We start from the raw sequence: 15545 nt of genomic DNA, 5'->3' as shown, positions 1-15545 counted from the left end.
ACTGGCTGTGACAGTGTCTGTTCCCGAGGATTTGAAGCGAACAATGTTTATTATCCCGCGCAATTTAAGGCTCAGACTTTTCGTCTATACCGGATTTGTCGCTTTGGCGTATTTCGCAAGTGCAAGGCTGGGACTGGCTTATGCAGTAGTGGGCGGTGCAGTGTCTCTGGTGTGGCCTTCCAGCGGCATCGCCCTCGTTGCGCTCCTTGTCATGGGCTTCGCAGCCGCCCCCGGAATTGCCATTGGCTCCTTTCTTGCCAATATGTCGGTCGGCGTGCCACTGCCAATGGCGGCGCTGATTGGCTTCGGCGCGACGGCTGCAGCCCTGACGGCCACGTTGTTGTTGACGCGCGTGGCCCGATTCCAGATCACCCTCGACCGCATCAGGGACGTGTTGGCCTTCGTCATCCTGGCTGCGGCGGTCAGCACGGCAGTGAGTGCCCTGATTGGCGCGACCGCCCTCTTTGAAGCGGGCCGGGTGTCGGCTTCCGAGTACGGCAAAGCAGTCCTGGAATGGTGGCTCGGTGACATGATGGGGGTGCTGGTGGTGGCGCCGCCCCTGCTCAGCTTGCTTGCGAGTCCTGGCCCTGTGCACTCCGCAAAGCAGGCCGTGGAAGCGTGCGGACTGGCGGTTGCCATCCTCTGGGCAAGTTACCTCATCTTCGGCGCTCCCGAACTTGCCGGGCACGGCTACTATCCTTCAGCCCTGGCGATTCTTCCGTTCATTATCTGGGCGGCTCTGCGCTTCGATCATCTGGGCACCACCTTCGCAACTCTGATGGTCTCGATCGTGGCCATCTGGGGCACCACGAACGGCACCGGTCCCTTTGCCGCCGAGTCTCCAGTGGATAGCCTTGTGAGATGGTGCGCCTTCGCGAACGTCGTGGCAGTAACCGGGCTGCTGCTGGTGGCGGCACATGCCCAGGAGAAGCGCGTTCATCGCCTGCTGCAGGCATCCCACATCGAACTGGAGCGGCGCGTGCAGGAGCGAACCCGGGACCTGGAGCGGGCAAACCATGAGCTGAAGCAGGAGATGGCGCGTCGTCGTCTGCTGGAAGCGGAACTGATCCGGATCGGCGATCAGCAGCAGAGGCTCATCGGCCGGGAACTGCATGACGGCCTCGGGCAGCACCTCACCAGCCTGGGCTTCTACTGCGCCACCTTGAATCAAACACTGCAGAAGTATGGCCACCCGGCTGCCGCGGACGCGGCTACCATCGTCGGACTGGTGAATCAGGCGTCCTTGATGACTCGCAAGATTGCCCATGGCCTGGACCCGGTCGCCATGGAATCGGGTGGCCTTGCGGTCGCACTGCAAGGCCTGGCGCAGACGACCTGCGCACTGGACGGCATAGACTGCACGCTGCGCATCGGGTCAGACGTGGACTTGCTGGATCCGCCGATGCAGATCAACCTTTACCGTGCAGCACAGGAAGCCGTGAATAATGCGCTGAAATATAGCCAGGGACACCACATCGGGATCGACCTCGAGCGCGAAGGCGGAATGCAGCGCCTTTCCATCAGTGACGATGGGGTGGGGGTCGACCCGGAAAAAATGGAGCGTGCTTCGGGGCTGGGTCTTCACAACCTGCGTCACCGGGCAAGCCTCCTGGGCGGCTCCTGCACGATCACCCGCAATGCTCTGGGTGGCACCACGGTTGCCATCAGCTATCCGATACCAGAGAGTCCGGGCCATGCAACAGCAGTCATCTAGCCCGGGCCGCGCGACCCAGATCCTGATCGTGGATGACCACCCCATCATCCGGGAGGGGTTAAGCCAAATGCTGAATCTGCATGAGGACCTGCACGTCTGCTGTGCGGCCAGCAGTGCCGAAGATGCGCTGGCGTTGATGACCTGCCAGCCTGACATGGCCATTGTGGACCTCAGCCTGCACTCGAATTCCGGCCTGGATCTTGTCAAGACGCTTCGGCAACACTATCCAAAGCTGGCAATCCTTGTCCTCAGCATGCATGACGAAACGCTGTTTGCCGAACGCGCACTGCGGGCAGGCGCCAACGGGTATCTGATGAAACTCGAGGCCACGGAGCATATTGTGAACGCCATCCGCGAGGTGCTGGCAGGCAATGTCTATCTGAGCGCCGCCATGCATGAAAAGCTGGCGCGGGCCCTGAAGGCTCCTCAAAAAAAACCGACGGGCTCGATCGCGAGCCTTTCGGAACGGGAATTCGAAGTCCTGCACCTGATCGGACTCGGCTTCAGCACCCGCCAGATCGCCGCGAAGCTGAATCGCAGCGTCAAGACCATCGAGGCACATCAGGCCAACATCAAGGAAAAGCTGGATATTCCCAACGGCAAGGAGCTGATGCGCTTCGCGATTCAGTGGATCGAGAGCCAATAGGCGTTGAGCTTTTTTCGCCTGCGTGAACGCTTGACTGCTTGCCGCCGCTACTTCCCAAACTCACTGAACTTCGCCGCCAGGAACTCCACGAACAGCCGGATCCGGGACGACAGCTGGTGCCGCTGCTGGTAGACGGCGTAGATGTCTGCCTCCGGCGTCGCGTATTGAGGCAGTACCTGCACCAGGCGCCCGCTGCGCAGGAATCGCTCGATATCCCACTCGGCGCGCATCACGATGCCGTGGCCTTCCAGCGCCCAGTTCACCGCGATTTCGCCGTCATTGGTGGTGAGGTTGCCGCGCACATGGACCGATTCGGTCCGCGCCTTCACCCCCTTGCCTGAGGTCAGGCGCCATACGCCATAGGCGTCGCTGCCTTGGCGGATGCCGATGCAGTTATGCAGGCGCAGGTCCGCGGGCGTATGCGGCGTGCCGTGGCTGCGCAGGTATTTGGGCGAGGCGCACAGCTGGCGCCGGTTCGGCGCCAGCTTCCTGGCCACGATGCGGGCGTCGGGCGGCTGGCCGAAGCGGATGCAGACGTCGAAGGCGTCTTCGGTCAGCGGCGGCGGGTCGGCGGAGAGCTGGAGCTGGACGTCCACCTCCGGGTAGGCAGCGACATACTCGGAAATCACTGGCGCCACATGCATGCGCCCGAACCCCAGCGTGGCATTGACCCGCAAGAGGCCGCTCGGCCGGCCCTTTGAGCGGGTCAGGATCTGGTCCAGGTCGTCGATGTCGCTGAGGATGCGCCGTGCGTGCTCCAGATAGACCTCGCCCTCCGGCGTCAGGCTCATGCGCCGCGTGGTGCGCGTCACCAGCGGCATGCCGATGCGCGCCTCCATCTGCGCCAGCCGCTTGCTGACCGCGGCCGTTGTGATTCCGAGGCCGCGTGCGGCCGCGCTCAGGCTGCCTGCGGTGGCGACTGATGTGAAAAAGCCCAGCTCGGAAGGCTGAATACCGGACGATGACGCCATTCCATCTTTAATTTCAGGTTAAGAATGGTTTAACTCTACAAGCGATCCAATACCTTGTCCACGGCCCAGAATCCGCTCCACGTACTCAACGCGATTCAGACCAGGAGACACAGATGAAGACGTACCGCATTGCAACGATCCCCGGCGATGGCATTGGCAAGGAGGTGGTGCCGGCCGGCCGTGAAGTGATGGAGGCACTGGCGTCTGCCGGCGCAGGCTTCCGTTTTGAATTCGAAGACTTCGACTGGGGCGGCGACTACTATCGCCAGCACGGCGTGATGATGCCGGCCGACGGCCTGGACGCGCTGCGCGACAAGGATGCCATCCTGTTCGGCTCGGCCGGCGACCCGCATATCCCGGATCACATCACCCTGTGGGGCCTGCGCCTGAAGATCTGCCAGGGCTTCGACCAGTACGCCAACGTGCGCCCGACGCGCATCCTACCCGGCATCGATGCGCCGCTCAAGCGCTGTGCCGCGGAGGACCTGAACTGGGTGATCGTGCGTGAGAACTCGGAAGGCGAATACTCGGGCGTGGGCGGCCGCGTGCACCAGGGCCACCCGATCGAGGCAGCCACCGACGTCAGCATGATGACCCGCGTGGGGGTGGAGCGCATCCTGCGCTTTGCCTTCAAGCTGGCCCAGTCGCGTCCCCGCAAGCTGCTGACGGTGATCACCAAGTCCAACGCGCAGCGCCACGCCATGGTGATGTGGGACGAAGTTGCTGTGCAGGTGGCCAGGGAATTCCCGGACGTCACCTGGGACAAGGAACTGGTCGATGCGGCCACGGCGCGTATGGTGAACCGTCCGGCGTCGCTGGACACCATCGTCGCCACCAACCTGCATGCCGACATCCTGAGCGACTTGGCCGCGGCGCTGGCCGGCAGCCTGGGCATCGCCCCGACCGGCAATATCGATCCGGAGCGCCGGTATCCGTCGATGTTCGAGCCGATCCACGGCTCGGCCTTTGACATCATGGGCAAAGGCCTGGCCAACCCGGTCGGCACCTTCTGGTCGGTGGTCATGCTGCTGGAACACCTTGGCGAGAACGAGGCGGCGCAGCGCGTGATGCAGGCCGTCGAAGCCGTGACCGCCAACCCGGCGCTGCATACCGGCGACCTGGGCGGCAAGGCGACCACCGCTGAAGTGACCAAGGCCGTGTGCGACCTCCTCGCCGCCGGCAAGCAGGCGAAGGCGGCCTGAGCGCCAGGCCACGCCAGCCGCGCGTCCCGGCCAGGCCGGGGCGCATCCTGCGGGCCTGCACGGCCCGTACAGCCTTCCGAGCATGACGAGCAGCCGTTGAGAGCTGCGCCGGGGAGCGCTTTGCCTTAAAGACACAGCAGGAGACAGCAATGATTCATAGGCTGCTTGGCAAGCTCTATGTCCAGGTATTGCTAGGCGTTGGCGCCGGCGTTGCCCTGGGCGTGTGGGCGCCCGATATCGCGAGTGACCTGAAGCCGCTTGGCGACGTGTTCATCAAGCTGATCAAGATGGTGTTCGCGCCCATCATCTTTGCGACGGTGGTGCTCGGCATCGCGCGCATGGAGAACATGAAGGAGCTCGGCCGCGTCGGCGTGCGGGCCCTGATCTACTTTGAGGTGTTGTCGACGTTTGCGCTGGCCCTGGGCCTAGTCGTCGTCAACGTGGTCCAGCCGGGCCATGGCATGAATATCGATCCGGCGCACCTGGACACCAAGGCCATCGCCAGCTACACGCATGCCGCGGAGAAACCGCACACGTTCATCGACTTTATGATGAACCTGGTGCCGACCAGCATCGTCGACGCGCTGGCCAAGAACGACATCCTACAGATCCTGGTCTTTGCCACGTTGTTCGGCATTGCGTTGTCGCATATCGGGGCGCGCGCCAGGCCGGTGGTGGATTTCCTGGATTCCTTTACGCACGGCATCTTCACTGTCGTGGGGATGATTATGCGGCTGGCGCCGATCGCGGCGTTCGGCGCCATGGCCTTTACCGTGGGCAAATACGGCCTGGGCTCGGTGGTCTCGCTGGGCAAGCTGATGGGCACGATGTACATCACCTGCTTCCTGTTCGTGGTGATCGTGCTGGGGGGCGTGGCCCGGCTGTCCGGATTCAGCCTGTGGAAGTTCCTGAAGTACATCCGCGATGAGCTGTTCACCGTGCTCGGCACCAGCTCGTCGGAGTCGGTGGTGCCGCAGCTGATGCGCAAGCTGGAAAACGCCGGCGTCAGCAAGCCAGTGGTGGGGCTGGTCGTGCCTTCCGGCCTGACCTTCAACCCGGACGGGCAGTGCATCTACTACACCATGGCCGCGATCTTCGTGGCCCAGGCGACCAATACGCCGCTGACCATGACGGACCAACTGGTGGTGCTTGGCGTGCTGCTGCTGACCTCCAAGGGTTCGGCGGGCGTGACCGGCTCCGGCTTTATCACGCTGGCGGCAACGCTGGCGTCGCTGGGCAAGATCCCGGTTGCCGGCATGGTGCTGCTGCTCGGTGTCGATCGCTTCATGTCCGAGGCGCGTGCCATCACCAACACGATCGGCAATGCCGTGGGCACACTGGCCATTGCACGATGGGTGGGGGCGGTGGATCGCCGGCAACTGGCCGATGCACTGGACGGCAAGCTCGATGACGAAGCCGATGCGGTGCCGGCGAGCCGGGATGAAACCCCGCTACGCGCACGCATCGCCGCCGCGGCGGATGCCCACGCCAATCTGATGCACTAAGGGGCCGACGTGACCAAGCCATATTCCGAGCCCACCGTGCTGCTGCAGCGCATGTTCGAAGCGGCGGTCGCCGCCGCGCAGCCTGCCAGGACCCTGGCGCGGCACCTGCCGCCGCCGCCGCGCGGACGCACCGTTGTCATTGGGGCCGGCAAAGCGTCGGCGGCCATGGCGAACGCGCTGGAGGCGGCATGGCCCGGCCCGCTTGAAGGCCTGGTCGTCACCCGCTACGGCTATGCGGTGCCGTGTTCGCGCATCGAGATCGTGGAGGCCGCGCACCCCGTGCCGGACGACGCCGGGCTGGCCGCTTCGCAGCGCATGCTGGAGCTGGTGGCGGGCCTGGGCGAGGACGACCTGGTGATCTGCCTGGTCTCGGGCGGCGGGTCGTCGCTGCTGCCACTGCCGCTTGCCGGCATCACGCTTGACGACAAGCAACGCGTCAATCGCGCGCTGCTCAAGTCCGGCGCCACGATTTCGGAGATGAATTGCGTGCGCCGGCACCTGTCCGCCATCAAGGGCGGCCGGCTGGCCGCGGCCTGCTATCCGGCGCGGGTGCTGAACCTGCTGATTTCCGATGTGCCGGGCGATGACCCGATCGATATCGCCTCGGGTCCGACCGTGCCTGACCCGACCACGCGCGCCGATGCGCTGGCCATCGTCAAACGGTATGCGATCGACCTGCCGCCCAACGTGATGGCAGTGCTGGCGTCCGACGCCGCAGAGACGCTCAAGCCCGGCGACCCGCGCTTGCCGCGCATCCGCACCGAGTTCATCGCCACGCCCCGGCTGGCGCTGGAAGCGGCTGCGCAGGTGGGCCGCGAGGCCGGCTATGCCGTGCACACGTTGGGCGACGCCATCGAAGGCGAAGCCCGCGATGTCGGCAAGGTCCTGGGCGGTATCGCGCTGGAAGCCGCCAGGCATGGCCAGCCGTTTGCTGCGCCGTGCGTGCTGCTGTCCGGTGGCGAGACCACGGTCACCGTGCGCGGCGCCGGCAGGGGCGGCAGGAACGTGGAGTTCCTGTTGTCGCTGGCGCTGACGCTGCGCGGCGAACCCGGCATTCATGCGATCGCGGGCGACACCGATGGTGTCGACGGCCAGGAAGAGATCGCAGGGGCCGTGCTCGGCCCCGACACGCTGGAACGTGCCTGGCGCGCCGGCCTGCGCCCGCAGGATGCGCTGGCCGCCAACGACGGCCATGGATTTTTCGAGGCGCTGGGGGATGCCGTAGTTACCGGTCCCACGCTGACCAATGTCAACGACTTTCGCGCGATCTTGCTGACGCGCGCATATGGAGCATCCGCATGAGACGCGTTCGCAACGCCAAGATCGTGGCCACGCTCGGTCCCGCCAGTACAGACCCGGCCACCATCGAGCGCCTGTTTGACGCCGGTGCCGATGTGTTCCGGCTCAACTTCAGCCACGGCACCCATGCCGACCACGAGCAGCGGCTGCACAGCATCCGCGCCATCGAGCAGGTGCGCGGCCGCCCCATCGGCGTGCTGCTGGACCTGCAAGGACCCAAGCTGCGCATCGGCACCTTTGCCGATGGCCCGGTGAAGCTGGCCGCACAGGCGGCATTCCGGCTGGACCTGGATGCCAGCGTGCCGGGCTCGGTGGAGCGGGTCAGCCTGCCGCATCCGGAGATCTTCGCGGCGCTGCAGCCGGGCGCGGAACTGCTGGTCGACGATGGGCGCGTGCGCCTGCGCGTGGAGCGGTGCGGTCCGGAGTACGCCGAAACCACCGTGATCAACGGCGGCACGCTGTCCGACCGCAAGGGCGTCAACGTGCCGGGCGTGGTGCTGCCCCTGTCGGCGATGACCGGGAAGGACCGGTGCGACCTGGACTTTGGCCTGTCGCTGGGCGTGGACTGGATTGCCCTGTCGTTCGTGCAGCGCGCCGAGGATATCGAAGAGATCAGGCAGATCGTGGACGGCCGCGCCGGCATTGTCGCCAAGCTGGAGAAGCCCGCAGCCATCCAGAGTCTGGAAGCGATCGTGGCGGCGTCGGATGCGGTCATGGTCGCACGCGGCGACCTGGGCGTTGAAATGCCGGCGGAACAGGTGCCGTCGCTGCAGAAGCGCATCGTGCGCGCCTGCCGCAAGGCCGGCAAGCCGGTGATCGTTGCCACCCAGATGCTGGAGTCGATGGTCAGCGCGCCGGTGCCGACGCGCGCGGAGGCCTCCGATGTGGCGACCGCCATCTACGACGGCGCCGACGCCGTGATGCTGTCCGCCGAATCGGCCTCGGGCAGCTATCCGGTCGAAGCCGTGCAGATGATGGACAGCATCATCACGCGCACCGAAGCGGACCCGCACTACCACGAAGCCATCCAGGCCTCGCATTCGGAGCCGCGCGCGGAAGCCGCCGACGCCATTGGCTATGCCGTCCGGCACGTGGCGAACCTGCTGCGCGTGCCTGCCGCGGTCACCTACACCAGCTCAGGCTACTCCGCGCTGCGCATGGCGCGCGAGCGGCCCGAAGTGCCGATCCTGGGCATGACGCCGCGCGTGGCCACTGCGCGCCGGCTGGCGCTGGCCTGGGGCGTGCATGCGGTGCTCTGTCATGAAGTGGTCGATGTGCTGGAGATGACCGAGCTGGCCAGCCGCACCGTGCTGAAAGAGCAGTTCGGAGTGGCCGGGCAGCAGATCGTCATCTCGGCCGGCCTGCCGTTCACCGTGGCCGGTACCACCAATCTGCTGCGCATCGCGCAGGTCCAGTAAGGGGATCCACATGACTGCAATCAGGGAAATCCGCGGCTACGAGCTCCTCGATTCCCGGGGCAACCCGACGGTGGCGGCCCAGGTCGTGCTGGCCGATGGCGCGGAGGGCTTCGCTGCCACGCCGTCCGGTGCATCCACGGGATCGCGTGAAGCGCTGGAACTGCGTGACGGCGACAAGCGACGCTATTTCGGCAAGGGGGTGCAGAAGGCGGTGCAGCACGTCAACGTCGATATCGCGCGAGCGCTCAACGGCCTGGACGCCGCGGACCAGGCTGAGGTGGATGCCTGCCTGATCCGCCTCGATGGAACGCCAGAGAAGTCGCGCCTTGGCGCCAATGCGCTGCTGGCCGTTTCGCTGGCCAGCGCCAAGGCGGCAGCGGCTTCGGCCGGCTTGCCGCTGTACCGGTCGGTTGGCGCCGGGAGGACAGAGAACCGCCTGCCGCTGCCGATGATGAATATCGTCAACGGTGGTGCGCATGCCGACAACAGCGTCGATATGCAGGAGTTCATGATCCTGCCGGTTGGCGCGCCAAGCTTCTCCGAGGCATTGCGCTGGGGCGCGGAAGTGTTCCATACGCTCAAGGGCGTGCTGAAGGCGCGCGGCTTAGCCACGGCGGTGGGCGATGAAGGCGGATTCGCGCCGGACCTGGCGTCGAACGAGCATGCGCTCGAGGTCATCATGCTGGCCATCGAAGCCGCCGGCTTCCGGCCCGGCCGTGACATTGCACTGGGCCTGGACGTAGCCAGCTCCGAGTTCTATGACGGCGGCCGCTATGCCTTGCAGTCGGAAGGCCGCAGCTATGACGCGCACGGCTTTGTCGACCTGCTGGACAGCTGGGTGCGCCAGTACCCCATCGTCACCATCGAGGACGGTATGGCGGAGCAGGACTGGCAAGGGTGGCGTCTGCTGACCGAGCGCCTGGGCGGGCGCGTGCAGCTGGTGGGCGACGACCTGTTCGTGACCAATGCCGCGATCCTCGAGGAAGGCATCGCGCAAGGCGTGGCCAACGCCATCCTGATCAAGCCGAACCAGATCGGCACGCTGACCGAGACCCTGCAGGCCATCACGGTGGCGGAGCGGGCCGGCTACGCATCGGTGATGTCGCACCGCTCCGGCGAGACGGAAGACACCACCATCGCCGACCTGAGCGTATGCACCGCGGCCACGCAGATCAAGACCGGCTCGCTGAGCCGCTCCGACCGCGTGGCCAAGTACAACCGGCTGCTGTTTATTGAGGCCGAGCTGGGGTGCGCGGCCACCTTTGCGGGGAGGCAGGCAATTTCGCAGGTGAATTAGAGCGTCAACCCGCCGAAGCTGGCGGGAAACATAGAATATTCAGGAGACAAATCATGCGTGGTACTGAACTCGTGCGTCGTATTTCCGGTGTGGCCATGCTGGCAGCCGGCTTTATCCTCAGCGGCACTTGCCTGGCACAGGAATGGCCGGCCAAGCCGATCACCCTGGTGGTGCCGTTCCCGTCGGGCGGCACCACCGACGTGCTGGCCCGCGCGCTGGGCGACCAGTTGTCGAAAAGCCTGGGCCAGCCCGTGATCGTCGAGAACCGGCCCGGCGCCGGCGCCACCGTGGGCGCGGACTACGTCGCCAAGGGCAAGCCCGACGGCTACACCCTGCTGATGGGCGCGGTCCACCATACCATCGCCAGCAGCGTCTACAAGAAGCTGCCCTACAGCTTCCAGAAGGACCTGGCGCCCATCGCCACGGTCGCCATGGTTCCCAACGTGCTGGTCATCAATGCCGCCAAGACTTCGGCGAAGAACGTTACGGAACTGGTAGCCCTGGCGAAGAAGGCGTCGCCGGAGTTTGCCTATGGCTCCAATGGCAACGGCACCGCGCAGCACCTGATCGGCACCCAGTTCCAGGCCGCCACGGGTGCGCCGCTGCTGCACGTGCCTTACAAGGGCAGCGGCCCGCTGACGACCGATCTGCTCGGCGGGCAGGTGACGATGTCGTTCGATACCCTGACGCCGGTGCTGCAGCACATCAAGTCGGGCAAGCTGCGCGCCCTGGCCGTGACCACCGCGCGGCGCTCCAGTGTCCTGCCTGATGTGCCGACGCTGGAAGAGGCGGGGCTGAAGGGCTTTGATATCGGCACCTGGTTCGGCGTGCTGGCGCCGGCCGCCACGCCGGCGCCCATCGTGACGCGGCTGAACGCCGAGATCGTCAAGATCGTGAAATCGCCGGACTTCCAGCAGCGCATGGCGGCGGTCGGGGCCGAGCCGATGGCGAGCACCCCGCAGGAGTTTGCCAAGAGGATCCAGGACGAGACGGTCAAGTTCGCCAAGCTGGTGAAGGACGGGAAGGTGACGATCGAGTAGGTGACCAGCGGTCATTCGGTTCCTTGCCTTCTCGCCTATATTGAACTCTGCCCGGCATCGCCTTATGCGATGCACGGGCGGACTGCGGGTAGCGGAAGGAGGGCGCGCCATGAAGATCGCGAGCATCGAAGCCATCGTCCTGCGCGTTTCGTTCACGGTGGGCGGCGTTTCCGCCGCGGGCGTCTGGGGCGGCGCCGGGATGCAGGCCGCCGACTCGCTGCTGCTCAAGGTGTCGACCGACGACGGGCTGGCCGGCTGGGGCGAGACCTTCGGATTCGTGGGGATTCCGGCGGTCAAGGCTGCCATCGAACAGATGCTGGCACCTGCCTGCATCGGCCGGGACGCAACCCAGATCGACGCCATCGGCCTGGACCTGCAGCGCAGGTTCCATGTCTTCGGGCGCAGCGGGGCCATCTTCTACGGGCTGTCCGCGCTCGATATCGCCCTGTGGGACCTCTGCGGCAAAGCGGCCGGGCTGCCCGTTCACCGGCTGCTCGGCGGCGCGCGGCGGGACCGCCTGCCTGCCTATGCCAGCCTGATCCGGTATGCCGATCCCGCAACGATCGCGGTCAACGTCAGGCGGGCCATCGCCGATGGCTACCGGAGCCTGAAGCTGCATGAGGTCGACCTGACGGTCATCCGCGCCGCGCGCGAAGCGGCAGGCCCGGATATCGAGATCACGCTGGATACGAACTGCCCGTGGCCGCTCCATGAGGCCATCGACATGGCGCGCGCGCTGGAACCCTCTTCGCTACGGTGGCTGGAAGAACCCCTGTGGCCGCCGGAGAATTACGCCGGACTGGCCGCCCTGCGCCATCCCGGTCGCCGCCGGCGAGAATGCCACCACGCTGATGGAGTTCCAGCACCTGCTCAGCGTGGGCGCCGTCGATGTGGTGCAACCCAGCCCGGCCAAGATGGGTGGCATCAGCGCCTTGCGCAACGTCTTTGCGCTGGCCGAGGCGCACAACACGCAAGTGATGGTCCATACCTTCTATGACGGTCCGGGGCTGCTGGCCAGTATTCACGCCACGGCAGCGCTGGGGGATGCCGCGGCCATGATCGAATGGCGCTATTTCGACATGGACGCGCAAGTGCTTGGCGATGCCGTGGTGCCGCGGAACGGCATGATCGCGGTACCCACTGGCCCGGGCCTGGGCATCGACCCGGATCCGGAGGTCATTCAGCGTTATCGCGTTGCGTGAGCGGGCGCGGCCGCCTTGCGCCCGGCCATATGGCGCAGGTATGCCAGCAGGTCCTTCAGGTCCGCGCTGGACAGCGTCTGTTCGTCGATGGCCGACATGCGCGAGTTCGGCCACCAGCGCAATGACTGCGGGTCACGGATCAGCCTGGCCAGCTTGTCGTCGCCCAGGTACTCCACCGGGTTGTACGGCACGTTCAGGTCGGGGCCGAGGTTGGCGTCGCCGACCCGGTTGAGGGAGTGGCACGAGAAGCAGACGCGCTGGAAGGTTGCGAAGCCGCGCATGACCGGTCCATCGGCAGGCTGGCCAGCGGCGGGCCGGATGGCTGCATAGCGCTCGGCGGGCGACGCGGTGATGTCGATGCGCACGATGCTGTAGGTCCAGTGACTCTCGTTGATCGCCGCGGCGGCGCGCCCGGATGGCACGGTCCAGATCAGGCGGAACGGGCCGATGTCCTGGTCCTTGAGCCTTGGCCACGGCGCGGCGGGGTTCTCGACCGCCAGCCACGCGCGTGGTCCGTCGGCGCGCTCGGCCAGCAACAGGCGCATCGGCAAGTGGGCAACATAGCCATCGCTGGCCGCGGTCGTGGCACTGGCGCTGTCGTTCACCGGCATGCCCTGCAGCAGGGCTGTCAGGGGGATGGCCTTGAATGTGAGGCGGCGCTTCAGGTTGTCGTCATCCACCGGCACCTCGACCAGGCGCGGATCGCGCAGCAGTTCGTCGCGGGTCCAGCTGCGCTGCTGCGTGCCTGCCGAAATGGTCAGGGTCGCTGGATCCGCGGCGCACGCCGGACCTGCCAGGAACGCTAGGGCGCAGCCAAGCGCGCCAACGGCCTTTGCCAGCCAGTTACTCATGCGTCATTCTCCTGGTTGAATTGGCCCGGCACAACTTGCAGTACTAGCGGACAAGCATGCCCAAGCCTTCGTGCTCGTAATACTCCAGCCACACGCGGTCGCTGGAGAACGCTGCCTGCGAGATCGTGCCCGGCGTGGCGTTCTCGTTTTCGAGCGTAAAAGTGAAGACGTCTCCGTCCCAGTGGCTCAGCGGCAGCACCAGCGGGGTGGCGCCCAGCGTCATCACCAGCGTGCCGCCCTGGTCGGCGACCTGCAGCGGGCCGTAGTAGTCGTTCTGGTAGGTGCCGGTGTACGCCGACAGTGCACGCGCCGGCAGCGGACTGGCGGGGCGCGGCTGACCGACCAGGCGGCCTTCCGGCGCCAGCAGCGGCGCGAATGCGTCGCCGTAGATCTTGCCCCAGTCGCGGCGGATGGCGCCGTATTGCACCAGGTCGAAGAACTGTGCGCTCAGGGTTTCCGGAACGCCGATGGGCTGCGCGTTGGTCAGCGTCACGATGGCCAGGTTGAGCGCCGGCAACGCGGTGAAGTTGGTGGCCGCGCCGGCCACGAAGGCGCCGGAGTGGTTGTAGGAGGTCAGGCCAAGTTCGGTGGTGCCGACATTGAAGCCATAGCCGTAGTAGCCGGCAGGGCGTCCGTCGACGGGCGGACTGCTCTGCATCTGCTGGCTCAGCGCGGGGGTCAGCGCGGCGGCGTCGACCACGCGTTGCCCGGCGAACTCGCCCTTGGCGAGCAGCATCGCCAGCCATTTCGCCATGTCGTTGACCGAGGCACTGACGCCGCCGGCGGGGGATTGCGCATCCGGCATCCGGCCCGCGCCTTGCACCCAGTTGCCATTGACTCTGACGTGGCCCAGGGCGCGGTTGTCGCGTGCGGCAAAGTCGGCGTAGCGCGAACTGGTGCGGGTCATTCCCAGGGGTTGGTAGATGGCTTGCTCGGACAGCGTGGCCCAGTCGATCCCGGCCGCGGTGGCGACCGCCTCGGCGGCGGCGGTCAGGCCAAAGTTGGTGTAGGCGTAGACCGCGTGGAACGGATGCAGCGGCAGGTAGCGCAGTCGCGTCAATACTTGCCGGCGGTCGTACCCCATGTCTTCAAGGAGGTCGCCGCCGTGGTCGGGCAGGCCGGAGCGGTGGGCGTAGAGATCGCCGATGGTGACGCCCTGCGTGACCTCGGCGTCGGACAGCGCAAACCAGGGCAGGTGCGCGCGCACCGGCGTATCCCAGCCGATGCCGCCACGGCCGACCTGGCGTGCCACCACGGTGGCGCCGACGGATTTAGACACCGATGCCAGCTGGAACACGGTGTCGGCATCGACCGGCGCGGGGTCGGTCACCAGCCGACGGCCGAAGCCTTTGGCGTAAACGGTCTGGTTGCCGCGCACCACGGCGACGGCCATGCCCGGCACGCGGGAACTGGCCATCAGGTCGGCGGCCAGCTTGTCGAGCTGGGCAATGGCCTGGGTGATCTGGGATTCGGGAACCGGCTCGGGAGGGTTGGGCGGATCGTCATTGCCGCCGCCGCAGGCGGGCAGGGCGGGGACAAGCAGGCCGCCCAGCGCGGCTCCCAGGAAATGGCGACGCTCTTGTAGTTTGCCCACGGTAGGTCTCCGTAGTGATTCTTGTCAGGCGGCACGGCCGCGCCTTTGGATAGGAATAATGTACGCGATCGGTGACGGAGTGGCGAATGCGAAACGTCTTATCGCCGCACTATAGCGGGGGCGGGAAACTGCAAGCCTCGCCGAAGGGTTCGGTGAGCGGGGGTGACAACCCGAAAGAACCTCGGCAGATTCGATCTCATTCAATCAAGAGTCGCGCGGGCAACCATGTTTCCATGGCGGGCCGGGCGGGGCAGCTGCAAGGCTGGCCGGGTCTTCTTCTGCTGAGGTTCCCCGGTATGTCACCCCCGTTGTCAGTCCCGCCACCTTCCTCTCACCTGGGCTGGCGGGCTCTCTCTGGTTAGTAGGAGATAAGCGCGATGCAAATGTCTACCCATCACCCTGCAGGATCCCGGCATATCGTGCCGGCTGGCACGATCGACTCCCTTGAGCAAATGCCCTCCTGTTGCTGGTTGAAATCGAGAGCGAGCGTTCGGAGGGTTGCCACAACGTGTATTCGCTGTTGGCAATGGTGAAGGCGCAGCTGGACCAGACGGCGGCAAAGCTGTGCGCGGATGAATGACGAGTCCGTCGAGGCAAAACAAAAAGCCCGCACTTTCGTGCGGGCTTTTCGCTTTGAAACCTTGGTGCCCAGGAGAGGACTCGAACCTCCACAGTGTTGCCACCGCTAGGACCTGAACCTAGTGCGTCTACCAATTCCGCCACCTGGGCAAGGTGAGCGCCGGATTTTACAGCGCGCTGCGGATTTTGCAAGTCCCTCGGCCGGCTTTGGCGCAAGAAATCCAGTT

11 protein-coding genes, 1 tRNA gene and 1 pseudogene are annotated in these 15545 nt (G+C 65.8%); 9 read left to right on the top strand and 4 right to left on the bottom strand.

Features of this window, described 5'->3' with window-relative positions:
• Positions 1–43: 43 nt before the first annotated feature.
• Complete coding sequence (locus tag CNE_RS10065) at positions 44–1714, top strand: sensor histidine kinase (protein WP_013957033.1); 1671 nt, start codon at positions 44–46, stop codon at positions 1712–1714.
• Positions 1695–2360 carry a response regulator gene (locus CNE_RS10060; RefSeq protein WP_080569544.1) on the top strand — a complete coding sequence of 222 codons (666 nt, stop codon included), beginning with the start codon at positions 1695–1697 and terminating at the stop codon, positions 2358–2360. Before CNE_RS10065 ends, CNE_RS10060 begins: the two co-directional genes overlap by 20 nt.
• 47 nt (positions 2361–2407) lie before the next feature.
• On the opposite strand, the gene CNE_RS10055 is transcribed toward CNE_RS10060, so the two are convergent.
• Complete coding sequence (locus tag CNE_RS10055; protein WP_013957031.1) at positions 2408–3331, bottom strand: LysR family transcriptional regulator; 924 nt, start codon at positions 3329–3331, stop codon at positions 2408–2410.
• 113 nt (positions 3332–3444) lie between these two features.
• Here CNE_RS10055 and CNE_RS10050 point away from each other — a divergent pair, with 113 nt between their 5' ends.
• The 7 genes and pseudogenes from CNE_RS10050 to CNE_RS10020 all read left to right on the top strand — a co-directional run bounded on the left by CNE_RS10050 (position 3445) and on the right by CNE_RS10020 (position 12294).
• Positions 3445–4533: a tartrate dehydrogenase gene (locus tag CNE_RS10050; RefSeq protein ID WP_013957030.1), complete on the top strand. Its 1089-nt coding sequence runs from the start codon at positions 3445–3447 to the stop codon at positions 4531–4533.
• A gap of 149 nt (positions 4534–4682) precedes the next feature.
• Positions 4683–6038, top strand: a complete 1356-nt coding sequence (locus tag CNE_RS10045) for a dicarboxylate/amino acid:cation symporter (protein ID WP_013957029.1) — start codon at positions 4683–4685, stop codon at positions 6036–6038.
• A 51-nt stretch (positions 6039–6089) separates the two neighbouring features.
• A complete protein-coding gene (locus CNE_RS10040; protein WP_049800612.1) occupies positions 6090–7340 on the top strand; it encodes a glycerate kinase type-2 family protein in 1251 nt (416 codons plus the stop codon).
• Positions 7337–8755 carry a pyruvate kinase gene (pyk, locus tag CNE_RS10035; protein ID WP_013957027.1) on the top strand — a complete coding sequence of 473 codons (1419 nt, stop codon included), beginning with the start codon at positions 7337–7339 and terminating at the stop codon, positions 8753–8755. The genes CNE_RS10040 and pyk overlap by 4 nt, the downstream gene beginning before the upstream one ends.
• A gap of 10 nt (positions 8756–8765) precedes the next feature.
• A complete protein-coding gene (gene eno / locus CNE_RS10030) occupies positions 8766–10052 on the top strand; it encodes a phosphopyruvate hydratase (RefSeq protein ID WP_013957026.1) in 1287 nt (428 codons plus the stop codon).
• A gap of 53 nt (positions 10053–10105) precedes the next feature.
• Entirely contained in the window at positions 10106–11092 is a 987-nt protein-coding gene (locus tag CNE_RS10025) for a tripartite tricarboxylate transporter substrate binding protein (protein ID WP_013957025.1), read from the top strand.
• A gap of 64 nt (positions 11093–11156) precedes the next feature.
• Positions 11157–12294, top strand: a pseudogene (locus CNE_RS10020) (mandelate racemase/muconate lactonizing enzyme family protein).
• Here the strand turns inward: CNE_RS10020 and CNE_RS10015 are convergent.
• The 3 genes from CNE_RS10015 to CNE_RS10005 all read right to left on the bottom strand — a co-directional run bounded on the left by CNE_RS10015 (position 12279) and on the right by CNE_RS10005 (position 15468).
• Positions 12279–13145, bottom strand: a complete 867-nt coding sequence (locus CNE_RS10015; RefSeq protein ID WP_013957022.1) for a c-type cytochrome — start codon at positions 13143–13145, stop codon at positions 12279–12281. The pseudogene CNE_RS10020 and the gene CNE_RS10015 overlap by 16 nt on opposite strands.
• 43 nt (positions 13146–13188) lie before the next feature.
• Positions 13189–14739 (bottom strand): serine hydrolase, encoded by a 1551-nt coding sequence (locus tag CNE_RS10010; RefSeq protein ID WP_013957021.1) that lies wholly within the window; start codon positions 14737–14739, stop codon positions 13189–13191.
• 642 nt (positions 14740–15381) lie between these two features.
• Positions 15382–15468: transfer RNA gene (locus tag CNE_RS10005), tRNA-Leu, on the bottom strand.
• Positions 15469–15545 lie beyond the last annotated feature (77 nt).

Origin of the sequence: Cupriavidus necator N-1 (genome assembly GCF_000219215.1) — a bacterium.
GTDB lineage: Bacteria > Pseudomonadota > Gammaproteobacteria > Burkholderiales > Burkholderiaceae > Cupriavidus > Cupriavidus necator.
This window is presented reverse-complemented; position numbering and strand designations above follow the sequence as displayed.